Source organism: Nocardia violaceofusca NBRC 14427 (genome assembly GCF_963869435.1).
GTDB classification, from domain to species: domain Bacteria; phylum Actinomycetota; class Actinomycetes; order Mycobacteriales; family Mycobacteriaceae; genus Nocardia; species Nocardia aobensis.
Genome location: NZ_CAWMPM010000041.1, coordinates 1 through 26813 on the forward strand (window position 1 = coordinate 1; position 26813 = coordinate 26813).

At 67.8% G+C, this 26813-nt stretch carries 19 protein-coding genes and 1 pseudogene; 13 read left to right on the forward strand and 7 right to left on the reverse strand.

From position 1 onward, the window contains the following. From AC5592_RS29880 to AC5592_RS29895, 4 genes and pseudogenes are all read left to right on the forward strand, one after another. Window positions 1-1819 (forward strand): annotated as a pseudogene (locus AC5592_RS29880) (hypothetical protein); the annotation flags it as partial. Window positions 1820-2118: 299 nt separating this feature from the next. Further along, complete coding sequence (locus AC5592_RS29885; protein ID WP_036497267.1) at window positions 2119-3330, forward strand: acetyl-CoA C-acetyltransferase; 1212 nt, start codon at window positions 2119-2121, stop codon at window positions 3328-3330. Between the two features lie 37 nt (window positions 3331-3367). After that, window positions 3368-5530: a 3-hydroxyacyl-CoA dehydrogenase NAD-binding domain-containing protein gene (locus AC5592_RS29890; protein ID WP_063066136.1), complete on the forward strand. Its 2163-nt coding sequence runs from the start codon at window positions 3368-3370 to the stop codon at window positions 5528-5530. 198 nt (window positions 5531-5728) lie between these two features. After that, window positions 5729-9319, forward strand: a complete 3591-nt coding sequence (locus AC5592_RS29895; RefSeq protein WP_063066137.1) for a serine/threonine-protein kinase — start codon at window positions 5729-5731, stop codon at window positions 9317-9319. A gap of 64 nt (window positions 9320-9383) precedes the next feature. Here AC5592_RS29895 and AC5592_RS29900 read toward each other — a convergent pair whose 3' ends face one another. From AC5592_RS29900 to AC5592_RS29910, 3 genes are all read right to left on the reverse strand, one after another. Then, window positions 9384-10703 (reverse strand): class I SAM-dependent methyltransferase, encoded by a 1320-nt coding sequence (locus AC5592_RS29900; RefSeq protein ID WP_063006937.1) that lies wholly within the window; start codon window positions 10701-10703, stop codon window positions 9384-9386. Next, on the reverse strand, window positions 10700-12151 hold the full coding sequence (locus AC5592_RS29905) for an FAD-binding oxidoreductase (protein WP_063066138.1): 1452 nt from the start codon (window positions 12149-12151) through the stop codon (window positions 10700-10702). The genes AC5592_RS29900 and AC5592_RS29905 overlap by 4 nt, the downstream gene beginning before the upstream one ends. Before the next feature lie 419 nt (window positions 12152-12570). Continuing rightward, entirely contained in the window at window positions 12571-13293 is a 723-nt protein-coding gene (locus AC5592_RS29910) for a hypothetical protein (RefSeq protein WP_063066139.1), read from the reverse strand. Between the two features lie 137 nt (window positions 13294-13430). Between AC5592_RS29910 and AC5592_RS29915 the strand changes: the two genes are divergently transcribed. Further along, on the forward strand, window positions 13431-13865 hold the full coding sequence (locus AC5592_RS29915) for an SRPBCC family protein (protein WP_036497274.1): 435 nt from the start codon (window positions 13431-13433) through the stop codon (window positions 13863-13865). Window positions 13866-14030: 165 nt separating this feature from the next. Here AC5592_RS29915 and AC5592_RS29920 read toward each other — a convergent pair whose 3' ends face one another. From AC5592_RS29920 to AC5592_RS29930, 3 genes are all read right to left on the reverse strand, one after another. Then, window positions 14031-14384, reverse strand: coding sequence for a VOC family protein (locus AC5592_RS29920; RefSeq protein WP_036497276.1), 354 nt, complete (start codon window positions 14382-14384; stop codon window positions 14031-14033). 62 nt (window positions 14385-14446) lie between these two features. Further along, complete coding sequence (locus tag AC5592_RS29925; protein WP_063066140.1) at window positions 14447-15268, reverse strand: MerR family transcriptional regulator; 822 nt, start codon at window positions 15266-15268, stop codon at window positions 14447-14449. 41 nt (window positions 15269-15309) lie between these two features. Next, window positions 15310-15915, reverse strand: coding sequence for a hypothetical protein (locus AC5592_RS29930; protein WP_051024119.1), 606 nt, complete (start codon window positions 15913-15915; stop codon window positions 15310-15312). Between the two features lie 171 nt (window positions 15916-16086). Here AC5592_RS29930 and AC5592_RS29935 point away from each other — a divergent pair, with 171 nt between their 5' ends. Beyond that, a complete protein-coding gene (locus AC5592_RS29935; RefSeq protein WP_083870525.1) occupies window positions 16087-16425 on the forward strand; it encodes a YbaB/EbfC family nucleoid-associated protein in 339 nt (112 codons plus the stop codon). 21 nt (window positions 16426-16446) lie between these two features. Next, window positions 16447-17055, forward strand: a complete 609-nt coding sequence (recR, locus tag AC5592_RS29940) for a recombination mediator RecR (protein WP_030516496.1) — start codon at window positions 16447-16449, stop codon at window positions 17053-17055. Window positions 17056-17112: 57 nt separating this feature from the next. Here the strand turns inward: recR and AC5592_RS29945 are convergent, their stop codons facing one another. Then, a complete protein-coding gene (locus tag AC5592_RS29945; protein WP_036497280.1) occupies window positions 17113-17754 on the reverse strand; it encodes a hypothetical protein in 642 nt (213 codons plus the stop codon). Window positions 17755-17954: 200 nt separating this feature from the next. On the opposite strand from AC5592_RS29945, the gene leuA reads away from it, so the two are divergent. The 6 genes from leuA to AC5592_RS29975 all read left to right on the forward strand — a co-directional run bounded on the left by leuA (window position 17955) and on the right by AC5592_RS29975 (window position 26723). Further along, window positions 17955-19757, forward strand: coding sequence for a 2-isopropylmalate synthase (leuA, locus tag AC5592_RS29950; protein WP_036497282.1), 1803 nt, complete (start codon window positions 17955-17957; stop codon window positions 19755-19757). Between the two features lie 242 nt (window positions 19758-19999). After that, window positions 20000-22165, forward strand: coding sequence for a nucleotide-binding protein (locus tag AC5592_RS29955; RefSeq protein ID WP_232329613.1), 2166 nt, complete (start codon window positions 20000-20002; stop codon window positions 22163-22165). 129 nt (window positions 22166-22294) lie between these two features. Next, on the forward strand, window positions 22295-24049 hold the full coding sequence (locus tag AC5592_RS29960; protein ID WP_198163969.1) for a hydroxysqualene dehydroxylase: 1755 nt from the start codon (window positions 22295-22297) through the stop codon (window positions 24047-24049). A 36-nt stretch (window positions 24050-24085) separates the two neighbouring features. Next, window positions 24086-24703, forward strand: coding sequence for a pyridoxamine 5'-phosphate oxidase family protein (locus AC5592_RS29965; RefSeq protein WP_036497338.1), 618 nt, complete (start codon window positions 24086-24088; stop codon window positions 24701-24703). A 74-nt stretch (window positions 24704-24777) separates the two neighbouring features. Further along, window positions 24778-26013, forward strand: a complete 1236-nt coding sequence (locus AC5592_RS29970; protein ID WP_063066167.1) for a Mur ligase family protein — start codon at window positions 24778-24780, stop codon at window positions 26011-26013. Continuing rightward, the gene (locus AC5592_RS29975; protein ID WP_063066142.1) at window positions 26013-26723 is read left to right on the forward strand and encodes a type 1 glutamine amidotransferase; all 711 of its coding nucleotides are present in this window, start codon (window positions 26013-26015) and stop codon (window positions 26721-26723) included. The genes AC5592_RS29970 and AC5592_RS29975 overlap by 1 nt, the downstream gene beginning before the upstream one ends. Window positions 26724-26813 lie beyond the last annotated feature (90 nt).

Below are 26813 nucleotides of genomic sequence, written 5' to 3' on the forward strand. Positions count from 1 at the left end.
GGAGTCAGCCGGTGGCGCGGCCCGGTCGTCCGGCGAGCCGCGTCGCCGTGGCGCGGAAGCCCTCGCCGCGATGCGGGAGAAGAAGAGCGCGCCGCATCCGGCGCAGCGGGCGCAGTCGCCGACCGGCCCGCAATCACCAGCGGCGCCGCAATCGCAGAACGAATCGGAAGATCAACGGCCGCAAGAAGTTTCGGATGGGACGCAGGATGCGTACCCGGCGGCGGCCGATCGTCCGGTTCCGGATGACCGACCCGGTGCCGCCGGTATTTCGATGAGCGGTGAGCAGGTCTCCGGGACCGGCTCCGTAGCCGTCGGTGCCGTATCGGCCGACAGCGAAGCTGTCCGCCCGGCGTCGGTCGGTGTGGAAACAAGTGAAATCTCCACGGCGACAACCGATTCCGGTGCCGAATCAGGAAATGCGGATCAGGTCGCCGGGTCCGGGCCGGAGGGTGCGTCTCCCTCCGGCGCGCAGCCGGTGACCGACACCGAGCGACAGGCCGAAACGGAGGAGTTGGCTCCCGACCTGGGCGCAGCCGAGTCGGTCGCCGTCCACCGGCCCGCTGCGGATTCTGTGGCCCGGCCGGAATCATCCGACCCGATGCATCCCGCGCCCGGCGACGCCGCCTCCACTGTCCATCGAGGCGAATCGGTGTCGGCCGGATCCGACGACGCCGCCGAGCGCGGCCACCGTGGGCCGAACGCGACCGCTTCCGGCGACGTCGCCAACCGCCCCGAAACGGGAGGCGAGTCGGGCGCGGGCGCCGAAGGAACCGTCGAGTCCGATCGCGACTCGGAGCCGGCCGGTGTGGCCGCCCGGTCGACGGGTGCCGCGAGTTCGAGCGGCCCGGATGCCGTCGCGGGGTCGGATGCCCACGGTCCCGCGGTCGATTCCGTCACCGATTCCGACGCTGCCCGGTCTGCCACCCCGGAGTCGGCTTCGGCCGACAGCCCGGAGAGGCGGGATCCGTCGGATGCCGACGAGGCGGACCGGATCGCGGATGCGCCCGCGGAGCCGGTGACGTCGCCCGCGGAGGCCGGCAGTGGCGATGTCCTGCGGGAGATCGAGGCCGCCTGGGCCGATATCCGAGCCAAGGCGCGGGAGTCGAGTGCCGCCCTGCCGGCGCTGCTGTCGGGTGCGGTGGGGGCCGTCCGGGTCGAGGGCGACACGATCGTGTTCGCCCATCCGCATGCTCCGCTCGCGCAGCGGTTGTCCATTCCGCAGAACATCGACGCCGTGCGGGCCGCGGTGCACGCGGTGATCGGCCGGCAGTACGGCGTGCGGTGGGAAGTCGGGTCGGGCGATGCCGGTGGTGCGCGCACCGGTGGTGCGGCGTCCGAGCGACCTGCGCGAGGCGGCGCCGAACCGTCGGCCGGCCGTGGTGGGCGTGGGGACAATCCGGGGCAGTCGCAACCGCCGCGATTCGTCCGGCCCAGCCAGAGCCAGGCGCAGTCGGCGGAAGGTGAGACCCGTGGTGGTCAGACCGATACCCGGGGCGCCGCGGCCGATCGGCGCGACGGTCAGGGGCAGGGACAGCGACGGGAGTTCCGCCCGCCGCGCGGCGCCGGCGCCGGCGACCGAACCGCGCCCGACGACGATATTCCGCCGCCCGAGGCGCCGGACCTTCCGGACGACCCCGGGCCGTCGGACTACTCGCCGGTAGGTTACGACGGTGTCCCACCTGCGTTGACGCCGGAAGAAGAGCAGGAGATGCTCGCGGAATCGGCGCGACCGGTCCCGCCGGAACAGCGCCGCGACCCCGATGAGGTGGCCTTGGAGTTGCTGCGAACTGAGTTGGGTGCCACACATCTGGGTGGTTGACAGTCACCTGCCGGAATACGTTAAGTTAACCGGAGTTCGCATCCCGCTGTACTATGAACGGGTGGTCGTCAGCATCGGTGCTACGAGGTTCTATGGTATGCCCAGGCATACGGGCATCCCGGAGCCTCGTAGGTCGATGCGTGTCGGCGTTTGTACAGCGTTATGCGCTCGGCGGACTTCCGGAGGAAACCGTGTGTGACCTCCCGGTTCGCCGGTGTGGTGTGCCCGAGGGCTCGCCGGGATCGAACACGGTCGGTCGGATGGCCGGTCGGCACCTTTAAGGAAGGAAACACTCCGATATGACCACAGAGGCCTACATTTTCGAGGCCATCCGCACCCCGCGCGGCCGCAACAAGAAGGGCTCGCTGCACTCGGTCAAGCCGATCGATCTGACGACCGGTCTGGTCCAGGAGCTGCGCAACCGCTTCCCGAACCTCGACGAGGATCGCATCTCGGACATCATCCTGGGTGTCGTGTCGCCGATCGGTGACCAGGGTGCCGACATCGCCCGCACCACCGTGCTGACCGCGGGCCTGCCCGACACGGTCGGCGGTGTGCAGATCAACCGCTTCTGCGCCTCCGGCCTCGAGGCCGTGAACATGGCCGCGCAGAAGGTCCGCTCCGGCTTCGAGGACCTGGTCATCGCCGGTGGTGTCGAGTCGATGTCGCGCGTGCCGATGGGCTCCGACGGCGGTGCGCTGTTCGCCGACCCGGCCACCAGCTACGACCTCTACATCGCGCCCCAGGGCATCGGTGCCGACCTGATCGCCACCATCGAGGGCTTCACCCGCGAGGACGTCGACAAGTTCGCCGTGCGCTCGCAGGACCTGGCCGCGCAGGCGTGGTCCGGCGGCTACTTCGCCAAGTCCGTCGTGCCGGTCAAGGACATCAACGGCCTGACCGTGCTGGACCAGGACGAGCACATGCGTCCCGGCACCACCGTCGAGGATCTGGCCAAGCTGAAGCCGTCCTTCGCGGGCATCGGCGAAATGGGTGGCTTCGACGCGGTCGCGCTGCAGAAGTTCCACTACATCGAGCAGATCGACCACGTGCACCACGGCGGTAACAGCTCGGGCATCGTCGACGGCGCCGCGCTGGTGCTGATCGGCTCCCAGGAAGCAGGGGAGGCCTCCGGTCTGACCCCGCGCGCCCGCATCGTCGCCACCGCCACCAGCGGCGCCGACGCCACCATCATGCTCACCGGCCCGACCCCGGCGGCGCACAAGGCGCTGGCCAAGGCCGGTCTGTCGGTCGACGACATCGATCTGTTCGAGATCAACGAGGCCTTCGCCTCGGTCGCGCTGAAGTTCCAGAAGGATCTGAAGATCCCGGACGAGAAGCTGAACGTCAACGGCGGCGCCATCGCGATGGGCCACCCGCTGGGCGCCACCGGCGCGATGATCACCGGCACCATGGTCGACGAGCTGGAGCGCCGCAACGCCCGCTACGCCCTGGTGACCCTGTGCATCGGCGGCGGCATGGGTGTGGCCACCATCATCGAGCGCGTCTGATCCCCACCCTTCACATTCTCCAGGAGAACGAAAAACTATGACAGAGAACATGATCGGCTGGGAAAAGGACGCCGACGGCATCGTCGTGCTGACCATGGACGACCCGAACCAGGGCGCCAACACGATGAACGAGCTCTACAAGAGCTCGATGCACGCCACGGTGGACCGCCTGGTGGCCGAGGTCGACGACATCACCGGTGTCGTCATCACCTCCGCGAAGAAGACCTTCTTCGCCGGCGGTGACCTCAAGAACATGATGAAGACCACTCCGGAGAACGCTCCGGACATCATGGAAGAGCTCACCAGCATCAAGGCCGACCTGCGTCGCCTCGAGACCCTGGGCAAGCCGGTCGTGGCCGCCATCAACGGCGCCGCGCTCGGCGGTGGCCTGGAGATCGCGCTGGCCACGCACTACCGCATCGCCGCCGACGTCAAGGGCGTGCAGATCGGTCTGCCCGAGGTCTCGCTCGGCCTGCTCCCGGCCGGTGGCGGTGTCACCCGCATCACCCGCATGCTCGGCATCGCCGACGGCCTGATGAGCGTGCTGCTGCAGGGCAACAAGTTCAACGCGCAGAAGGCCAAGGCCAAGGGCCTGGTCAACGAGGTCGTCGGCAGCGTCGAGGAGCTCGTCCCGGCCGCCAAGGCGTGGATCAAGGACAACAAGGACAACGCCGAGGCCGCCACCCAGCCGTGGGACCGCAAGGGCTACAAGATCCCCGGCGGCTCGCCGTCGAGCCCGGCGCTGGCCGCCAACCTGCCGGCCTTCCCGGCCAACCTGCGCAAGCAGCTCAAGGGCCAGAACATGCCGGCGCCGCGGGCCATCATGGCCGCCGCGGTCGAGGGCGCGCAGGTCGACTTCGACAACGCGTCGCTGATCGAGTCGCGCTACTTCGTCTCGCTGCTGACCGGCCCGGTCGCGAAGAACATGATCCAAGCGTTCTTCTTCGACCTGCAGGCCATCAACAACGGTGGTTCGCGTCCGAAGGACGTGCCCAAGCGGGACATCAAGAAGATCGGCGTGCTCGGCGCCGGCATGATGGGCGCGGGCATCGCCTACGTCTCGGCCAAGGCCGGCTACGAGGTCGTGCTGAAGGACGTCTCCCAGGAGAACGCCGACCGCGGCAAGCAGTACTCGGTGAAGATCGAGGAGAAGGCGCTCTCGCGTGGCAAGACCACCGAGGAGAAGTCCAAGGCGCTGCTGGATCGCATCCACCCGACCGCCGACCCCAAGGATCTGGCCGGTGTCGACTTCGTGATCGAGGCCGTCTTCGAGAACCCCGACCTGAAGGCCAAGGTCTTCCAGGAGATCGAGGACGTCGTCGACGCCGACGCGCTGCTGGGCTCCAACACCTCCACCCTGCCGATCACCCTGCTGGCCAACGGTGTGAAGCGGGCCGAGGACTTCATCGGCATCCACTTCTTCTCCCCGGTCGACAAGATGCCGCTGGTGGAGATCATCCGTGGTGAGAAGACCTCCGACGAGGCGCTGGCTCGGGTGTACGACTACACCCTCGCGATCCGCAAGACCCCGATCGTGGTCAACGACAGCCGCGGCTTCTTCACCTCTCGCGTCATCGGCACGTTCATCAACGAGGCCATCATGATGCTCGAGGAGAACATCGACCCGCAGACCATCGAGCAGGCCGGTCTGCAGGCGGGCTACCCGGCCGCGCCGCTGAAGCTGAGCGACGAGCTCAACTTCGAGACCATGCAGAAGATCTTCAAGGAGACCAAGGAGGCCGCCGAGAAGGACGGCATCGCGATCTCCGCCGCTTCGCTGGCCTCGGGCCGCGTGGTCGAGACCATGATCGACAAGTTCGACCGCAAGGGCAAGCTGCACGGTGCGGGCTTCTACAACTACGCCGACGGCAGGACCGCCGGCCTGTGGGAGGGCCTGCGCGACGCCTTCAACTCCAAGCGTGAGCTGCCCGAGGGCGTCACGCTGCAGGATCTGAAGGACCGCATGCTGTTCATCGAGGCCATCGAGACCCAGAAGTGCTTCGACGAAGGCGTGCTGACCAGCACCGCCGACGCGAACATCGGCTCGATCTTCGGTATCGGCTACCCGGCCTGGACCGGTGGTGTGCACCAGTTCATCGTCGGCTACCCGGGTGGCACGGAAGGCTTCGTCGCCCGTGCCGACGAGCTGGCCGCGAAGTTCGGTGAGCGCTTCCAGGTGCCGGACTCGCTGCGCAAGTAAGGTTCTCGCCACGCCGAGATTCCCTGCGACGGCCCGGATCACGTTCCCGCGTGATCCGGGCCGTTTGCTGTCTCGTCGCTCTCACCGGTGTGGCCGCGGCCGACGGAAACGGTCGCGACTCGAAGCGAGCGGAACCGCGCCCGGATGCGCATCGACCGCGCTACGTTGGAGTGAGGGCGGAACGTTCGAGGTGGCCAGATGAATCCACAGACGGGCAAGGTCCGCAGCGACGACGATCCCGATCCCGCGGCGGACTCGGAGGCAGCCGCGGGGGCGAATACCCAGCGCTACCAACCGATTCGCATCGCCGATGAACTCGAGGCGATGGGGCTGTTCGATGCCCAGGAGATCGGGCGCGGCGGTTTCGGGGTGGTCTATCGCTGTGCGCAGCGGGCGCTGGATCGCGTGGTGGCGGTGAAGGTGCTGTCCTCGGAGATCGACGAGGAGAGCCGGGAGCGGTTCCTGCGCGAGGAACATGCGATGGGCCGGCTGTCGGGCCATCCGAATATCGTCGACGTCCTGCAGGTCGACGTCACGCCCAGCGGCTTGCCGTTCCTCGTCATGCCGTTCGCCGCGCACGGCTCGCTGGAACAGCTGATTCGCGATCACGGCCCGCTGAGCTGGTCGGATTCGCTGCGGGTGGGCGTGAAACTCGCGGGCGCGATCGAGAGCGCACATCGCGTGCACGTCCTGCATCGCGATGTGAAACCGGCGAACGTGCTGCTGAGCCGCTACGGCGAACCGCAGCTGACCGATTTCGGCATCGCGCGCATCCCGGGTGGCTTTCAGACCTCTACCAGCATGATCACCGGATCGCCGGCCTTCACCGCGCCCGAGGTGCTCAAGGGCGAGGAACCGACCGTGCGGTCCGATGTGTATGGTTTGGGCGCCACGCTGTTCGCGCTGCTGACCGGGCACGCCGCCTTCGAACGTCGCTCCGGTGAGCGCGTCGTCGCCCAATTTCTGCGGATCACCACCCAGCCGGTCCCCGACCTGCGCGAACAGGACATTCCGGCCGATGTGGCGGGCGTGATCGAATCGGCGATGGCTCAGGATCCCGCCGATCGCCCGGCCTCGGCCCTGGAATTCGGGCAGGAGATGCGTGCCGTGCAGATCGCGCACGGCGAGACGGCCGACGAGATGGCTCTGCTCGACGGCGAAACGACCGACGGCCGCACGGCCGAACCCGACGCGACGGCGTATCCGATCACCTCACGCCGCAGCCGCGCGGTCCTCGGCCTGCCCGCGCTGCGCACTCCGGGGCCGCCCGGTCTCGCCCAGCCCCCGACGCTACCGCCCACGGCCGCAACGAAATTCCGTCCGCCGACCCCGGCCCGCGAGCCGATTCCCCGGCCCCGGCTGCTCGATATCCTGCGCACGGGTGGCCGCCGCCGGCTGGCCGTGATCCACGGACCGGCGGGCTTCGGAAAAAGTACGATCGCCGCCCAGTGGCGCACCGAACTCACCGCCGACGGCATCGCGGTGGCGTGGATCGGAATCGATCACGACGACGACAACGAGGTGTGGCTGCTGGCCCATCTGATCCAGGCGATCCGGCGGGTGGCGCCGGATATCGGTTCCGGGCTGGCGGAGGTGCTCGAGGAACGCCCCGCGGAGGCGGTGCCCTATGCGATCTCCACGCTGATCGACGAGATCCACAGCGGCGGGCAGGTCGTCGTGGTGGTGGTGGAGAACTGGGATCGGGTCACCGACGAAGGCGCGCATCGGGTGATGGATGCGTTGCTGGAGAACGGATGCCACCATCTGCGCTTCGTGATCACCACCCGCGAGCAGGCCGGTCTGCCGCTCAGCCGGATGCGGGTATGCGACGAGCTGGTCGAGATCGGCAGTCACGAACTGCGGCTCACGCTCGCCGAGACGCGGCAGATCCTGTTGGAGCGCAACAAGTTTCCGCTCACCGATGAACAGGCCGAGCAGATCCACGCCGCGACCGACGGATGGCCGGCCGCGATCCAGCTGGTCAGCTTGTCGCTGCGCGGGGCCACCACGGGCGCTCCGGTGGATCCGGCGCAGCTGATCGCCCATCTGTCCGGCGGAAACCAGGCCATTCGGGAATATCTGGCCGAGAACGTGCTGGCGGGGCTCGAACCGCGCATGCTCGAATTCCTGATGTCGATCTCGGTAGCGGAGAAGCTCAACGGCGGGCTGGCTACGGCGCTCAGTGGCGAGCCGGATGCCGAGCAACTGCTGGAGCAGGCGCAACAGCGCGAATTGTTCGTCACCCGCGTCGAACACGATCCGGGCTGGTTCCGGATCCAGCCGCTGTTCGCCGAGCAGTTGCGTGCCCGGCTCGAACGAGTGCATCCGGGCAAGTTGAAGTCGTTGCACCGCAAGGCTTCTCGCTGGTACGCCGAACATCAGCAACTGCGCAAGTCGGTGGATCATGCGCTGGCCGCCACCGACCTGAAGATGGCGGTGGATCTGGTCGAGAACGGCGGCATGGATCTGATCGACACCTCCCGCCTGGCGACCCTGCTCGGCACCGTGTCCAAACTTCCTGTGCAGCAGGTGACTTCGCGGTCGAAGCTGTTGATGACACTGGCCCGGGCCAATATCAATCTGCAGCAGTCCGGAGCGGCTCGCACCGCGCTCGGGCGACTGTCGAATATGCTCGCCCGCAGCTCACCCTCGGATGCCGATGCCACCCGCCAGCGGTGTGAGGCCGCGGTGTTGTCGGCCGCCGACCTGGTGGCCCGCGACCGCACCGACGGTGTGCTGGAGAAGGTGCTGCCGTGTCTGGAGGAGCCCGACGAACTGCCGCCGTGGACGGTGTCCACCGCCGCGAATCTGGTGTCGTTCGTGCGGCTGTGCGATTTCGATTTCGACGGTGCGCTCTCCATCCAGGACTGGGCCGCGCCCTATCACAGCAGGTCCAAGGATCCGCTCGGTGTGGTGCTGGGTCTGCTCAACACCGGCGCGGTGGCCTATGAACAGCTCGATATCGACACCGCCACCCGGTGTTTCGAGAAGGCCTGGCAGATCGGGCGGGAGCGCTCGGGCCCACGTTCGCACGCGGTGCGGGTGGCCGCGGCGCTGCTGGGGGAGCTGACCTATCGGCGCGGCGACCTGGAGGCGGCGGACCGGTTGCTCGAGCAGAGCCATCGGTTGCCGGCGCGGATCGGTGCGGTGGATTTCATGATCACCACCTTCGTCGTGGGTGCGCGGGTCAAGGCCGTGCTCGGCGATACCGAGACCGCGCGCGCCCGGCTCGACGACGGCGCGCGGATGGCCGCCGAGCGCAAACTTCCGCGCATGGCCGCCCACATCCGGGCGGAACGGCTGCGGTTGGGGCTGGTCGAACCACCCGCCGGGCCGGAGCCGCCCGCCCCGGTGCTGCGCCAGTCCGCCGGCACCGTCGCGCTCACCGCGGAGGCCGAGGAGGTCGCGGCCGTGCGCGTGCTGCTGGCGCGGCACTATCGCGGTCTGGACGGGAAGAACGTGGCGGCCGAGGGCCTCGAATCGGCGGTGAAACGGGCGCGCGCGCTCTACGGCCGGATGGTCGAACAGAACCGTCCCCGGGCGGAATTGGATGCCGCGCTGCTGCTGGTCGAATGCCTCTCGGTCGCCGGATGGAACGGCGAGGCGATCACCTCACTGCTGCCGGCGCTGGATCGCTGCGCCCGATTGGGCTGGACCAGACCACTTCTCGACGCCGGCCCGGAATTGAGCTATCTGCTGCATTCACTGCGTGACGACGTACTGCTCGCCGGTGAGGGCACCGGATCGTTCGATATTCCGCGGCCGTTCCTGAACGCGCTGCTGCACTGAGAACGCCGGCGGGCCGGATTCGTCACCACGAATCCGGCCCGCCGGCAACGCTTTTCGTGCAAGTTCAGGCGTTCCACCACGGACGCAGCGGCACGTCCCAGGTCTGCTTGTCGCCGAGCTTCATCCCGAGCACCTGGTGCAGCTGCACCACGTTGCGCTCGAAGCCCAGCTGGGAGCCGGCCATGTACAGACCCCACACCTTGGCGGTGCCCTCACCGACCTCCGCGACGCACTCGTCCCAGTTCGCGACCAGGTTCTTGCACCATTCGTGCAGGGTCAGCGCGTAGTGCGGGCGCAGATTCTCCTCGTGCACCACCTCGAGCCCGATATTCTGGATATCGGTGATGATGCGCCCGGATCCGATCAGCTCCCCGTCCGGGAAGACGTAGCGGTCGATGAAGTCGCCGGCCTTCGTCGTGCGGGTGTTGTCGGGGCGGGTGATGCAGTGGTTCAGGAACAGGCCGCCGTCGCGCAGCTTGCTCTTGATGAAGCCGAAGTAGCTCGGGTAGTTCTGCACCCCGATGTGCTCGGTGAGGCCGATCGAGGACAGCGCGTCGAAACCGGATTCGGCGATATCGCGGTAGTCGCTGTGGCGGACCTCGGCCAGCTCCTGCAGACCCTCCTCGACGATCTTGGCCTGCGCCCATTCGGCCTGTTCCTTGGACAGGGTGGCGCCGATGACCTTGACGCCGCGCCGGGCCGCGTAGCGGACCATGCCACCCCAGCCGCAGCCGATATCGAGAAGTCGATCGCCTTCCTTCAGCCGCAATTTCTCGAACACCAGGCGGTACTTGTTCTCCTGGGCTTCTTCGAGGGTCTGGTTCTCGTCGGCGTAGCAGGCACAGGTGTAGGTCATCGACGGGCCGAGCACCAGTTCGTAGAACCGGTTGGACACGTCGTAGTGATGGTGGATCACCTCGGCGTCGCGGTTCTTCGAATGCCGCAGCCCCTCGAGCGCGATGCGCCGCCAGCGCGGCAGCGTCTCCTGCGGCGGCGGCGCGATCGGCTTGAGCGCGTCCCAGCCCAGCGAGCGCGCGATGGTGACCAGCGCCAGCGCCGACGGGCGCCGGAACTTCAGGTCGGTCATCGCCTTCAGGATGTCGTACGGATCGCCCGGGTGGACGCCGTCGACCGCCATATCACCGGAGATGTAGGCCCGCGCCATGCCGAGATCGCCCGGTGCGGTGGCGATGTAGTTGATACCGCGCGGAGTCGTGATCTCGAGGCTGAACTTCGAATCGTCGGGTCCGGTGCTGCTGCCGTCGTAGGCGGAGAACCGGATCGGGACGCCGCCGTCGACGAGCGTCTCGAAGATTTCGGCAATGCTGAGTTTCGTTCCCAGCTCCGAGAACGGGGGCAGCTGGGAATCCTTGAATGTCGTCACTTGCGTTGCACCGCCTTCGAATACAAATCCAGCAAACGATGATCGGGGTCGTATCGTTTCTTCAGATTCGCGTAGTGATCGCCTCCGTAGAGGCGCGCGAAATCGTCTTCTGCGTAGTAGGAGTCCGAGTAGAGGGACTTGTGGCCGTCCAGGCGGGCGACCTCGTCCTCGATCGCGCGATTGGCCGCACCCTCGATCTGCCCGGGTTGTTTCGGCACCGCCGACCAGAAACCGACATTGACGTAGGTGCGATCCGGCTCCAGCGGATACAGCGGCCACGGACGCGACGGATCCTCGGGCTTTCCCGGTACTTCCGCGCTGTCGCGCAGCCGGAGCGGGCACAGCCACAGCGGTTCGATCGGAATTTCGCGCAGGAACCAGTGCAGGAAATCGGCGGTGCGCTCGATCGGCACCTCGATGTCCTGTACCACGCGCTCCTGTGGCGGATTTCCCTTGCGTGCCTCGAGCTTGTCGCCGATGTTGTATTTGTGATCGAGCGCGATCAGCTTCCAGTAGAAGCTCGAACGGCGGTACTGCTTCGGCCAGAACCGGCGGATTCTCGGATTCTGGGTGCCGAATGCCCGTGAGCACCAGAACCAGTCGGTGTCCCAGCGCCACAGATAGTCGTGGATGGTCAGCCGGTCGCGCTTGGGCTCGGCGCTGTCGTGCCGCAGGGACTGGTAGTAGATATCCATCCCGGTGTAGTCGCTGACCGGGCCCGGTTCGTCGGTCTGACGGCCCAGGACGAGATAGCTCTCCTCGGCGGTGAATACCGCGCCGTCGAGATAGTCGACCCGCTCGCCGTCGTAGCTGCGGTCGATGACGATCTGTGCCATCACGGTTTCGAGTTCGCGCAGATCGTGGAAACGTACATGGCGCAGCGCCACATACGGCTGCACCGATTCCAGTTCGATCTTCAGTCGAGTCGAATAGCCGAGCGTGCCATAGGAATTCGGGAAACCGCGGAACAGATCGGCGTATTCGCCGTCCGGTGTGGCGGTGATGATCTCGCCCGCACCGGTCAGCACATCGATCTCGAGGACGGATTCGTGCGGCAAACCGTTGCGGAACGAGGTCGATTCGATTCCCAGGCCGGTGACCGCGCCACCCAGCGTGATCGTCTTCAACTGCGGAACCACGAAGGGCGCCAGACCGTACGGCAGGGTGGCGGCGACGAGATCCTCGTAGGTCGTCATACCGGCCACATCCGCGGTCTTCGCCTGGGGATCGACCGCGATCACCCGGTTCAGGCCCGAAACATCCAGTCCGGGTGCGGGGTTCTTCGCCCGGGCGCGAAACAAGTTCGACGTCTTTTTCGCCAACCGCACGTTGGCATCCGAAGGAATCGCACGATAGCTGGCGAGCAGACGCTCGACACCTTCTCGGTGCGCGGCAAAACCTGATTCGCGTGCGGCCGCCGCGCGGCCGGCCTTCCCCAACAGACTCACTGCCACCCCCTGACGCTATCTCTCCTGGTTTCCCCCGGCCACCGCGAGGGTACCTATGGGCGCGATTCTTCACGCATATGTTGCATTGCGTTCGATCACGGGCCGGGCCCACGCTTGTGGGTCATCCGCCCAGCTCGCGGACATGTTTCCGAGCGGAATCGTGCGGCTGTGGGCTGACCCGGGGCTTGTGACGAACCCGTCGAAATTCGTCGCCGGTCCCGGAACGAGCGTTCCGGTTCGGCCGTGAACGGATGCCGCCGAAGGGTCTCGATCGATCATCCGTCACACCGGCGGCCGGTCCGTATTCGAGCGCCGATGATCGTGGACCGTGCCCGTCGCCGATGCCGGTCGCTACCGCTCGGCCGGGAGTGCGCGGTGCGACAGACAAGAGCGATGGCTCGAGTTCGGTGCGACGCAGCTCAGTGCGACGGATAGCCGGGGCGCATCCCATCCGGGCCGGCCGGCGGATAACCGGGTGGCGCCGGAGGGTAGCTCCCCGCCGGCCCGCTCGGCACGAAATGCGGTGCGGCAGAAAGGTATTCCGCGTGACCCGACGCGCCCGAGTGGGCTGGATACCCCGGTGGCGGCGGAGGATAGCCGGTTCCCGCCGGAGCGTAACCGGGCGCAGGATATCCGCTCGCACCGGACGGATAGCCGGGAGCAGACCGGCCGGCCGCCGGATTCGCGGGCGGTTGCCCCCCATTCGCGACGCCCGGATATGCGGGCGCGCCGGGTGGCGTGGAATGCGTCACCGGATACGCGGAACCGCCGGGGGGATAGGCGGCCGGGTTCGGTACCACCCGCATACCGGTCTTGGTGCCGAGACCGCCCGAGCGGCGCAGTTCTCCGGCCAGGAACGCGCCCCCGCCGACGATCATCAACACGCCGAAGCCGAGCAGCAGCCAACCGGTCCGGGTGTTGTCCGACGCCTGCTCGTCCATCGAGCGGGTGGTGCGGTGGCCGTGTTTGCCCACCTCGACGCACTGGTCCCCGGACCGCATGGTCTCACCGCCGCAGTCGACCCTGCCGTGACTGTTCAGCATCGTGATCGCGCCGACGATCATGACGACGCCGACGACCATCACGCCGACCCACTTGAGCACATTCTTGACACGGCGCGCGCCGATAGCGACGTTCGACACCTCATCCCCCCGGGCGTAGCTGCGGGCAGAGCGAAACCGCGTCTGCCGGTCCGGAACTGCACCGGACGCGGCGTAGCATAGCCCCGCAGAACGGCTCGAATAAACCCGAACGACCCCGGATCGACTAGGAGCTCATTGTGGGACAGGTCAGTGCATCCAGCTCGACCGTCGTCGCTGCGGAACCGCAGCGTGCGCTGGAAGCGATCGCGGACTATCAGGATGTGCGCCCCCGCATCCTGTCTTCGCACTACCACGACTACAAGGTGCTCGAAGGCGGAAAGGGCGCCGGAACCGTCGCCGAATGGACGCTGCAGGCGACGCAGAAGCGCTCCCGCAACGTCCACGCGGTCGTCTCGGTCTCCGATTCGATGGTGACCGAACGGGATTCGAATTCCACGCTGGTCACCACCTGGACCGTCACCCCCTCGGGTGAGGGTTCGCAGGTGACGGTTCGCACCAGCTGGAAGGGTGCGGGCGGCGTCCCCGGCTTCTTCGAGGGCATCTTCGCCCCGCTCGGCCTGAAGAAGATCCAGGCCGAGGTTCTGGAAAACCTGAAGCGCGAGTTGAGCTGAACCTTCGGCCTCCGCTTCGCTCCGGCGGGTCTCGGCCCCTTGGGCCTCGTTTTTTCCCTCCTCCGCTCAGTCGCTGCGCTCCCTCGCTCCGTCAGTCCAAAATCGAGGCGGGCCGAGACCATTGGGGTGCACGGACTGGGTGACCGCTATCTTCGGTCGCTTCGGTCAGTGCTGGTGGGCGATGTCGAACAGGTTGCCCTCGGGGTCGGCGAGGGTGACCCATCGCACGCCGTATTCGTCGAAATCGCCGATGTGTTCGGCGCCCAGCGAGACCGCCCGCTCGATCTGAGCGCGCCAGTCCGGTGCGCTCAGATCGAGGTGGACCACGTTCTTGCCCGGGGTCTTGTCGGGAACCTGGATGAACATCAGCGCCGTATCGCCGTCGTCACCGCGGCCGATCGAGGCGAAGTACTCGTTGGCCTCCGGGTCCACCGGACGCTCCAGCAGCTGTGCGTAGAAGTTCGCCAAGGTGGCGGCGTCACGGCAGTCGAAGGTGACGGCGGCCAGACTGATCGACATGAAATATCCTCTCTTCGTGGGAAATTCGTGAATACGCGAGGCGTGTCGCGCGGTTCGCCCGATCAGGCCGATGCGATCGGCCAGCAGACCTCGGTGCGCTGCGCGGCGGGATCCGCGCAGTCCTGCGGGCCGACCACGTAGATCTCGCGAATCGGCTCGCTCAGCGCGGTATCGTGTTCGGCCACATGCGAACCCAGCGCACCGTAGGTGCGATCGAAGTCGGTGAACGGTCCGGCATGCACCGCAATCGCGAAGCGGCGCTGCGGAAATCGGCGGACCGCGACCTCACGGTGTCGGTCGAAGGCGGTGCCCGGATCCGCTGCCAGCGGCGCGAACGCCACCACCTCGCCGATCTCGTTCTCGAAGAAGTCCGCCGAATACGTCCCCCCGCTCGGGCCGCCCGGGGCCACCCCCGCGACCGCGAGCACGTCGTACAGCCGGGGGAACACGGCACCGCACCACTCACCGATCTCCGCCCGCGACACCAGCGCGCGAATCGTCACGGCGGTGAACTCCGGAACCAGGCGATACCGCACGTCGATCGGCGCGCCGGGTGACAGCAGCGCCCGCAGCGATGCCACCACATCGCGTGTCCGCAGCAACTCCGCTTCCATTCGCTCCAGATGCGCTGCCAGCGCGGCATCGCGGGTCGACCGATCCGGCGCGGCCAGGACCGCGCGGATCTGCGGCATCGGCATATCGAGATCGCGCAGGCGGCGAATCAGATGCGCCTGCTCCACCTGGGCGGTCGAATACCGCCGATACCCCGAGCCGGGATCGACCGACACCGGCTCGAGCAACTCGATCTCGTGGTAGTACCGCAGCGTTTTCACGCTGAGATAGGTGAGGCGGGAGAACTCGCCTATGGAGACTGTCGCGGGCATGAGGACAAGCGAACACCCTCCAGCAACAGGAGAGTCAAGTCCTACTGCTCGGTGAGGGCGAACGTCAGCAGCAGCGTGGTCTGGAAGAACCCTCTCCACCAGGAGTAACCGAACCAGACACCGGGGGTCACCTGGCGGATCTCGTCGAGGATCTGGGGTGTGATCGAGGGGCGGTAGTCCAGTAGCCAGGCCGGTTGGCCGTCCAGACGGGCGGGTCCGGAATAGACGTCGGCGGGGAAACCCTCGATGCCGGCCGCGGTGATGCGGTTGGTGAGGGTGCCGCCGTCGGGGCCGGTGTAGAAGTTCTTGCCGATCCAGAACGGCGGCGCCACCGCCTCCATCACCGGCGGGCGGGTCACCCAGCCGTTGGTCACCCCGGTCGGCACGTCGCCGCGAGGTGCGTCCCGGAAGATCTGATCCTGCTGTTCGGCCGAACAGTGGTTGTGCAGCGCGTCGATCGTCGCCGCCGGATCGTCGGTGTAGAGCACGCAGCCACCGCCGTAATCGGTATCCGCCGAGGCGGCCGGGGCCAGGACGGCGGACCCGAGGCCCAGAACGGCGATCGCGACGACGGCCGTCAGTGCCGAACTCCGCCGCCCGCGACGCGGCGGTGGTGCGGATGGGGTGTGCGCAGATGCGGAAGACATGTGTTGATCTTGATCCCGATACATAACCGGCCTCCACCGGATTGGCCCGACCCGTGTGCCGACGTCCGGCCCTGTTCCGATGGTAAAGGCGCCCGGACCGGGCCGGTACCGGACGGGATCCGAACGTGACTACGCTGGTGCACATCCGCATCCCGCAGAGAGGACATCCCCGTGGAGCCTGGTGGACAGCTCGATATGCAGGCCCTGCTCGCGCAGGCGCAGCAGATGCAGCAGGCGGTGATGGCCGCGCAGGCCGAAATCGCCGCCACCGATGTGACGGGTGAGGCCGGCGGCGGTCTGGTGCGGGTGACGATCAAGGCCAGCGGCGAGGTGCAGTCGCTGCAGATCGATCCGAAGGTGGTCGATCCGGAAGACGTGGAGACGCTGCAGGATCTGATCGTCGGGGCGGTCAACAACGCGATGGCCAACGCGCAGCAGCTGGCCGCCGAGAAACTGGGCCCGCTCGCCGGCGGCATGGGCGGCGGTTCCGTGCCCGGCCTGCCGTTCTGAGCGGCCCGATAGGACGAATCCGTGTATGAGGGTCCGGTCCAGGATCTGATCGACGAACTGGGGAAACTGCCCGGCGTCGGTCCGAAGAGCGCCCAGCGCATCGCCTTCCATCTGTTGTCGGTCGAGCCGCCGGAGATCGATCGGCTGCAGTCGGCGCTGCAGAAGGTGCGCGACGGCGTGCGGTTCTGCGCGGTCTGCGGCACCGTCTCCGACGGAGAACTGTGCCGCATCTGCGCCGACCCACGCCGGGACCGGACCATGATCTGCGTCGTCGAGGAACCCAAGGACGTCCAGGCCATCGAGCGCACCCGCGAATTCCGCGGCCGCTACCACGTGCTCGGCGGTGCGCTGGATCCGCTCTCGGGGGTCGGCCCGGATCAGCTGCGCATTCGAGAGTTGTTGGCGCGCATCGGAAATCAGGAGGACGGTGTCGATGTCACCGAGGTGATCATCGCCACCGATCCCAATACCGAGGGCGAGGCGACGGCCACCTATCTGGTGCGGATGCTGCGGGATTTCCCGGGCCTGTCGGTCACCCGGCTCGCCTCCGGTCTGCCGATGGGCGGCGACCTGGAATTCGCCGACGAACTGACCCTGGGCCGCGCCCTGTCGGGACGCCGAACGCTCTGACGGCGCGGAGGCGCCGATCGCAACGGCCGTCAGTACGTCTCCGTCAGAACGTCTCCGTCAGAACGTCACCGCCTCCCAGTCGAGCTCATCCAGGCGGCCGCGCTCCCCGGCGGTCCAGTCCCAGACGAGTGCGGCGACCTGGTCGCCGTCCTCCAGCTGCACCGCGAAATGCCGGTCGGGGCCGCCGTCGCGGTATTCCAGCGTGTACAGCCCGGGCTCGTCGCGATAGGTCTGGATGTAGAGGTGGTCGGCGCGCTCCACGATCAGGTACGGATTCGGTTCCGCGAGTTCGGTGATCCACCGGTGCGCGAGCTGCTCGGTGAGATAAGGGAATTCACCCGCACCGCCGTGGGTGACGGTGACGTCGATGCGACCGGTCGGATCGATCAGCCAGTTCAGCTGCGGATCGTAGAGCGCGTAGTCACGCGGGGTCGCGAGTTCGAACAGGAGGTTGCGCACGTGGCCGATGGCGTCGTAGCGGGCGGCGACGTACAGCGCGCCGCCGGTGCCGTCGCCGCCGGTGGCGACACTGAGGAACGCCTCCTCCTCCGGCAGCGCGTCGTTGCGCCGGTTCACCTCGGCCGCGATCGCCGCCACGGTGTCGGTCTGCGGCCGTCCCTGCTGTGCGGCCAGGTAGGTTTCCACCGCATCGGGCGAGGTGGCGATGCCCGCGGGGAGCAACACGTGGTCGTAACTCATCCGGCCAGGCTACGTGGGGGTGTGGCGAGGGTCCTTTTCCCGGCCGCGGACCGACCTGTAAACTGGCCGACATCATGCAGCGGGCACTCCTCCTCGGCCGCCGCGACGGGGTCTGAATCGGACCGGCTCCCGTCGCGGGGTTCAGCTGTGCCGGTCGACCCCATACTTGGGACACCCACCCACACCCTCGGAGAAACGCCATGTCACCCGCTGACGCCTTCGTATCCGGTACGCGCACCATCACCGCGCCGTCCAAACCCGCGCCCGCCGATCAGCCCGCGTGGAACCAGCAGAAGAACTCCTCGATGCCGACCTTCCGGTACCGGCCCTTCGCCGAGGAGGTCGAGCCCATCACGCTGCCCGACCGCACGTGGCCGAACCAGGTCGTGGACCGGGCTCCCGGCTGGTGCGCGGTCGACCTGCGCGACGGCAACCAGGCCCTGATCGACCCGATGAGCCCGGCCCGCAAGCGCCGCATGTTCGACCTGCTGGTGCGGATGGGATACAAGGAGATCGAGGTCGGCTTCCCCTCGGCCAGCCAGACCGACTTCGATTTCGTCCGCGAGATCATCGAGGACGGCGCGATTCCGGACGACGTCAGCATCCAGGTGCTGACCCAGTGCCGCCCCGAGCTGATCGAGCGCACCTTCGAGGCCTGCCAGGGCGCCGCCAATGTGATCGTCCATTTCTACAACTCCACCTCGATCCTGCAGCGTCGCGTGGTGTTCCGCGCCGACCGCGACGCGGTGAAGAAGATCGCGACCGACGCCGCGACGTTGTGCCTGGAGATCGAGCAGCGCTATCCGGACACCAACTGGCGCTACGAGTACAGCCCGGAGTCCTACACCGGCACCGAACTGGACTACGCCCGCGAGGTGTGCGACGCGGTCTCGGAGATCATCGCGCCGACCCCGGACAAGCCGCTGATCATCAACCTGCCGGCGACGGTCGAGATGGCGACGCCGAACGTGTACGCCGATTCCATCGAGTGGATGAGCCGCAACCTGGCCCGCCGCGATTCGATCGTGCTGTCGCTGCACCCGCACAACGACCGCGGCACCGCGGTCGCGGCCGCCGAACTGGGCTATCAGGCCGGCGCCGACCGCATCGAGGGCTGCCTGTTCGGCAACGGTGAGCGGACCGGCAACGTCTGTCTGGTCACCCTGGGGATGAACCTGTTCTCCCGCGGTGTGGATCCGCAGATCGACTTCTCCGATATCGACGAGATCCGCCGCACGGTCGAGTACTGCAACCAGCTGCCGGTGCACGAGCGCCACCCCTACGGCGGCGACCTGGTCTACACCGCCTTCTCCGGCAGCCACCAGGACGCGATCAACAAGGGCCTGGACGCCATGAAAGCCGCGGCGGACGGCGCCGATTCCGATATCGACGACATCGTCTGGGAGGTTCCGTACCTGCCGATCGATCCCAAGGATGTGGGCCGCACCTACGAGGCTGTGATCCGGGTGAACTCGCAGTCCGGCAAGGGCGGCGTCGCCTACATCATGAAGACCGACCACGGGCTGGTGTTGCCGCGGCGGTTGCAGATCGAGTTCTCGCAGGCGATTCAGAAGATCACCGACGGCGAGGGCGGCGAGGTCACGCCCAAGGAGATGTGGGACGTCTTCGCCGACGAGTACCTGAACCCGATTCTGCCGCTGGAGCGCATCCGGCAGAAGATGTCGGCCGCCGAAACCGATTCCGGCACCGACACCATCACCGCGGTGGTGAAGGTGGACGGGGCCGAACAGGAGATCGTCGGTTCCGGTAACGGCCCGCTGGCCTCGTTCGTCGACGCGCTGGCGACCATCGGCTACGACGTGCGGGTACTGGACTACTCCGAGCACGCGATGTCCTCCGGTGACGACGCACAGGCCGCCGCCTACGTCGAATGCGCGATCGGGGACAAGGTGACCTGGGGTGTGGGCATCGCGACCTCCATCACCACCGCCTCGCTGCGCGCGGTCGTCTCCGCGGTGAACCGCGCACAGCGCACTCGCTGATCCACACACCCCGCTCGACAGCCGGGACCGCCCACCGCCGGGAAGGCGGTGGGCGGTGTTCTGCGGCAACCCGTCCGGTACGGGGTGCGGCCCCTGTTCACCGGGGGACTCGTATTCGGCCAGCGTGCTAGCGTTGTGGCGCATTGGCCGCGAGCTCTCTGCTCGAACTCTGTCGAGCAGATGGGGGAAACGTGACGACTAACGACAACTCCACTTCACCGCCTTGGTTGCAGGGGCAGGGAATGGGCGATACAGCTGCCGACCAGGACAATCCGACCTCGCTGCCGTCGCAGGACGAATCCGACGCGGACACAACGGCATCCGACGGGACGGCGAACGTGACATCCGACGCCGAACCGAACGGCGCACCGGCCGACGAATCCGCGGAATTCGAACACGCGGCGTCCGGGATCATTCCGCCGGTGCCCGACGGTATCGAGCAGACCACGTTCGCACCCGGTCCGCAGTTCGGGCCCGACGGCTTCGCCCCGCCCGAGCAGGGGGGATTCGCACCGGGCCCGTTCGCGCCGCCGGGAGCGAACCCGTATCCGCCGAATCAGGGTTTCGCGCCGCCGGGCTTCCCGATGAACGACCATGGCGGTCCCTTCGCCCCGCCGGGAGATCCGAACGGATTCCCGCCGCCGTGGGCGGGCGGTCCCGGCCCGGATGGTTTCGCGCCCAATGGATTCCCCGGTGAGCAGGGCGGTTTCGCGCCGCCCGGCGGCCCCGCCGATCAGGGCGGCTTCCCGCCGCCCGGCCACCCCGGCGAACCGGGCTTCGCACCGGCCGCATACCCCGGTGAGCAGGGTGGTTTCCCGCCTCCCGGAAATCCCGGTGAACAGGGTGGTTTCGCGCCGGGCGGATTCCCCGGCGAGCAGAACGGTTTCGCGCCCCCCGGTGAGCAGGGCGGTTTTCCGTCGCACGGAAACCCCGGTGACCCAGGTGGATTCGCGCCGCACGGCAATCCGGGTGACGCGGGTGGATTCGCGCCGCACGGCAATCCGGGTGATCCGGGTGGTTTCGCCGCGCAGGGCAATCCCGGTGAGCAGGGCGGTTTCCGGCCCGGTGCCGGTGAGCCGGGACCGGGGTACGGCGAGGTCCGCCAGGAAACGCCGTACGGTGAAATCCGCCAGGAGATCGGCGCCGACGGCATGGTCCGCCGGGTCTTCGACGAGCGGCAGGCCCCGCCCGGTCCCGAGCAGCAGGGCGGGGACGCCGATGCGGGCGGACCGATCTTCAGCTGGGCGCCGCCGCCGCTGCCCTCGACTCCGCCGCAGCAGCCCCAGCAGTATCAACCGCAGCAGCAGGGCGGCTGGCAGGGCGGCCCCGGGCCGCAACAGCAACTGCCGCAGGCGTATCAGCAGCAGCCGCCGCAGTCGACGTTCCAGCCGCAGCACATGACCCAGCCGGTGCAGCCGGGCAGTTCGGTCAACGACCTGAATCTGCTCAAGCGGGCGCGGCGTTCACCGCGCAGCGGCTGGCGCCGCGCCGTGCACAAGGTGACCGGTGGCGCCATCAATCCGGGCGAATCGTCGGCCGATGTGATCTACCGCGAACTGGTGGACCGGGTGAATCAGCCGGTGCGCGGCGACTACCGGATCGCCATCCTGTCACTCAAGGGCGGCGTCGGAAAGACCACGACCACAGTCGGTTTGGGTTCGACCTTCGCCTCGCTGCGTGGTGACCGCGTCATCGCCATCGACGCCAATCCCGACCTCGGGACCCTGGCCCACCGGGTGCCGCGCCAGACCCGCTCGACGGTCCGCAATCTGCTCGAGGATCAGCACATCGGCCGCTACTCGGATGTGCGGGCCCACACCTCGCAGGCGCCGAGCCGGCTGGAAGTGCTTGCCAGCGAACAGGATCCGGCCGTTTCGGAGGCCTTCAGCGAGGCCGACTACCGGCGCGCGATCGGCATCCTGCAGCAGTTCTACAACATCATTCTCACCGACTGCGGTACCGGCCTGATGCATTCGGCGATGGCCGGTGTGCTGGATATGGCGAGTTCGCTGATCCTGGTCACCTCCCCGGCCATCGACGGCGCGCGCAGTGCCTCGGCGACGCTGGACTGGCTCGAGCACCACGGCTACAGCAAGCTGGTGGAGCGGACCGTGGTGGTGGTCAACGCCTCCCGCCGCGGCGCCTCGACCGTCGACCTGGATCAGCTGCGCAAGCTGTTCCTCGACCGCACCCGCGCGGTGCAGGTGGTGCCGTTCGACGATCATCTCGCCGAGGGCGCGGAGATCGATCTGGAACTGGTCGGCAAGCCGACCCGGCGGGCGCTGCTGGAATTGGCGGCCATGGTCGCCGACGATTTCGGATATCACGTCCCGCAGCCGCCGTTCCCGGGTCCGCAGACCCAGTATCCGGGTCCGCAGGGGCACTATCCGGGCCCGCAGGGCTACTGATTCGCGCCGGGCACCGGTTTTGCGAGGATTTCTCCCCGCCGAATCGCTGCCCGGCCGAATTGTCACCCCGATCGAGACAGAGCCCGGCCGCACCGCATACAGTTACCCGCGGTGTGGAGGTCCCGATAGATGGCAGAGAAATACGGGGCCGTCTCGCGAAGGACGGTACTTCGCGGGGCGGCCGGCGCGGGTGTGATAACCGCGGGCGCCATGATGCGCCCGATTCGTGCGAATGCCGATCCCGGTCGGCGGGTCGCGATTTTCGGTGGCGGCGTCGCCGGACTGACCGCGGCGCACGAATTGGCCGAACGCGGATTCGACGTCACGGTCTACGAACGCCGGGCGCTGGGCGGTAAGGCGCGCAGCATTCCGGTGCCGGACACTGGTCGCGGCGGCCGTGCCGATCTGCCGGGCGAGCACGGTTTCCGATTCTTCCCCGGTTTCTATCACCACCTTCCCGACACCATGCGGCGAATTCCGTTCGCGGGTAATGCCAACGGTGTCTGGGACAATCTGGTCCCGGCCGCCGAGGCGCGATTCTCCCGCGCCGGCGCCGACGACACCATCGTGCCGATGGGTCGCGCCGGAAAACCGTGGGCCACCCCCGACGATTTCCGTCAGACCGTCGCCTCGGTGATCTCCACCTCGATGAAGATGCCGATGACCGATGCGGCGTATTTCGCCAATCGGCTCCTGGTTTTCAACACCAGTTGCGACGATCGCCGTTTCGGCGAGTGGGAGAAACTCGCCTGGCGCGATTTCGTGGGCGCCCGCGGTCGCTCACAGGAATTCCGCATGCTGATGTCGCGCACCCTCACCACACTGCTGGTCGCGGCGAAGGACGATCACGCCAGTACCCGGACCATCGGTTCCATGGGCGAGCAGTTCCTGGGCAATCCGCTGGAGACCGGTAACGACGGACCGCTGGACCGGCTGCTGAACGGCCCGACCAACGAGGCCTGGATCGACCCGTGGGTGGCCCATCTGCGCGGCCTGGGGGTGCGTTTCGACACCGCCGAACTGCGCGGGCTCGACGTGCGCGAGCGGCGCATCTCGGGCGCCCGGGTGGCCGTCGGCGGCGGCGAGCGGGCGGTCGACGCCGACTACTTCGTGCTGGCGGTGCCGGTCGAGGTCGCGCGCACACTGTGGACGCCGGAAATCCTCGCCGTGCAGCCGGAATTGGCGGCCATGGACGGCCTGGTGGTGAACTGGATGAGCGGAATGCAGTTCTATCTGCGCCGTCCCACCCAGATCGCGCGCGGCCACACCGCCTATGTCGACTCCCCGTGGTCGCTCACCTCCATCGCGCAGAATCAGTTCTGGTCGCGCACAAGGCTTTCCGAATCCGGGGACGGTTCGGTGCGGGATTGCCTGTCGGTCGACATCTCGGACTGGAATACACCGGGCATCCTGTACGGCAAGCCGGCGATCGAGTGCACCCACGACGAAATCGCCCGCGAGGTCTGGGCGCAGTTGCAGCGGCATCTGGAAGGCCGTGCGGCGCTGGATGATTCGGATCTGGTGTCGTGGTTCCTGGATACCGGCGTGAGCTGGGACGCCGCGCAGAACCGCAACACCAACGCCGATCCGCTGCTGATCAACACCGCCGGTTCGTGGGCGGCGCGCCCGAATGCGCATGGTGGTCTGGAAAACCTGTTCCTCGCAGGCGATTACGTCCGCACGAACATCGATCTCGCGACGATGGAAGGTGCCTGCGAGGCTGCTCGCACCGCGGTGAACGCGCTGCTGGACGTCGCCGGGTCGAATGCCGCCCGCTGCCGGCTGTTCCAGCTGTACCGGGCGCCGCAGCTGGAGCCGCTGCGCCAGGCCGACAGCGCGCGCTACGCGGCCGGACAGCCGAATATGTTCGACGTCCCGATGTAGGTGGCGCGCGGCGGATCTCGCGCGTTCAATGGGGTGATGAGCGAGATCACCAGCGCCGCCGAACTTCGGGAACTGCTCGGTGAGCCGGCGCCGCGCGCCGCGACGAAGGAGCGGACGCGCCTGCATCCGCTCGATCGGGAGTGGATCGCGACCGCGCCGTTCGCCATCCTCGCGACCAGCGACGCCGACGGGCGTTGCGATGCCTCCCCGAAGGGCGATCCGGCCGGCTTCGTGCACGTGATCGACGACCGGACGCTGGCCGTCCCGGAGCGGCCGGGCAACCGCCGGGGCGACGGATACTTCAACATCCTGTCCAATCCGCACGTCGGTGTGCTCTTCCTCATCCCCGGACGCAACGAGACGCTGCGGATCAACGGCCGGGCGCGGCTGCTGCGCGACGCACCCTACTTCGACGACATGGTGGTCAAGGGGCACCGGCCGATCCTCGCCATCGAGGTGGCGATCGAGCAGATCTTCTACCACTGCGCCAAGGCGTTGCTGCGCAGCGAGCTGTGGCGGCCCGAACGCTGGCCGGAGGATCCGTTGCCCGGCCACGCGGTCCTGGTGAAGGAGGTACAGCGCAACACCACCGAATCGCTGGAAGAGCTGCGGGACTACTACGCACCGGAGAACTACCGGCGCATGCTCTACTGACCGCCTCCCGCTCCCGGTCGCAGATCACATCGGCCGGTCGCACACGGGTGTCCGTCCACCAATACACTCGCGTGGTGGCAGACATCTCGGTGCGCGGACGGCTGGCGCTGCGGGCGGCGGCAGCGGCGTCGTGGGCCTCGCAGAAGGCCGGACGCGGTAAGGGGTCGATGATCGGCGGGCTGATCGCCCTGCAGATCGCCCCGGACATCATGACCCAGCTGGGCCGCGATCGGCGGACGGTGCTGGTCACCGGCACCAACGGCAAGTCGACGACGACCCGGATGACCGCGGCCGCGCTGGCCGAACTGGGCCGCGTCGTCACCCAGGCCGACGGGGCCAATATGGATGCCGGAATCGTCGCCGCGCTCAGTGTGGACCGCGCGGCGCCGCTGGCCGCCATCGAGGTCGACGAACTGCATCTGCCGCACGTGGCCGATGCGCTGAACCCGGCCGCGGTGGTGCTGCTGAATCTGAGCCGCGATCAGCTCGACCGGGTCGGCGAGATCAACATGATCGAGCGCAAACTGCGCGAGGGTATGGCCCGCCATCCCGACACCGTGCTGATCGCCAACTGTGACGACGTGCTGATCACCTCGATCGCCTACGACCATCCCAATGTGGTGTGGGTGTCGGCGGGCAGCGGCTGGGCGGTCGACGCCACCAGCTGCCCTCGCAGCGGCGAGCCGATCGTCTGGGAGGGCAACCACTGGCGCAGCACCGGTGCCGACTTCCATCGGCCCGCTCCGCAGTGGTGGGTCGACGCGGAGTATCTGTGCGGGCCCGACGGGCTGAAACTGCCTTTGCACCTTGCACTTCCGGGGCGCGCCAATCGCGGTAACGCCGCACAGGCGGTGGCCGCGGCGGTCGCGCTGGGCGGCCGTGCGGAAACCGCGGCGCAGGCCGCCGGAACCGTTCGCGAGATCGCGGGGCGCTACCGCACCGTCCAGGTGGGTGAGCACTCCGCGCGCCTGCTGCTGGCCAAGAATCCGGCCGGGTGGCAGGAGGCGCTGTCCATGATCGACCCCGACGCCACGGGTTTGGTGATCGCGGTCAACGGCCAGGTGCCCGACGGCGAGGATCTGTCCTGGCTGTGGGATGTGCGCTTCGAGCACTTCGAAGGCACTCAGGTGGTCGCGGCAGGCGAGCGCGCCACCGACCTGGGCGTGCGGCTGACCTACGCCGGTGTCGAGCACACGACCGTGCCGAATCCGTTGCGCGCCATCGCTTCCTGTCCGCCCGGGCGGGTCGAGGTGCTCGCCAACTACACCGCCTTCCGGGATTTGAATCGCGATCTGGACGGAAACCACTGATGGCTGAATCGACGGTACGCATCGGGCTGGTGCTGCCCGATGTGATGGGCACCTACGGTGACGGCGGCAATGCGCTGGTGCTGCGGCAGCGGCTGCGTATGCGCGGTATCGATGCCGAGATCGTGGAGATCACGCTCGCGGACCCGGTGCCGGAGACGCTGGACATCTACACCCTCGGCGGCGCCGAGGACTCCGCGCAGCGCTTGGCGACCAGGCATCTGCAGCGTTATCCGGGTCTGCAGCGTGCGGCCGCGAAAGGTGTTCCGGTACTTGCCATCTGCGCCGCGATCCAGGTGCTGGGCAACTGGTACGAAACCTCGGCGGGGGAGCGCGTGGACGGTGTCGGCCTGTTCGACGTGACCACCGCGCCGCAGCGGGTCCGGTCCATCGGCGAGGTCGCCACCACACCGCTGCTCGCCGGCCTGTCCCAGCCGCTGACCGGCTTCGAGAATCACCGGGGCGGAACGACTCTCGGTGCGGACGCGACCGGACTGGGCCGGGTCACCAAGGGCGTCGGCAACGGTGTGGGCGACGGCCTCGAGGGTGTGGTGCAGGGCTCGGTGCTCGGCACCTACATGCACGGCCCGGCACTTGCCCGCAACCCCGAACTGGCCGACCACCTGCTCACGCGGGCCCTCGGCGGTCGCGAACTGGAACCGCTCGATCTGCCCGAGGTCGAGCGGCTGCGTCGCGAACGTCTGCGCGCCTGAGTCCCTCTACTACGTGATATAGCGATCGCGCATGTAACAGCGCGGTCGCCGGCGCCGATCCTGTTGAGAGATAGGAAGTTCGGCGGTAAT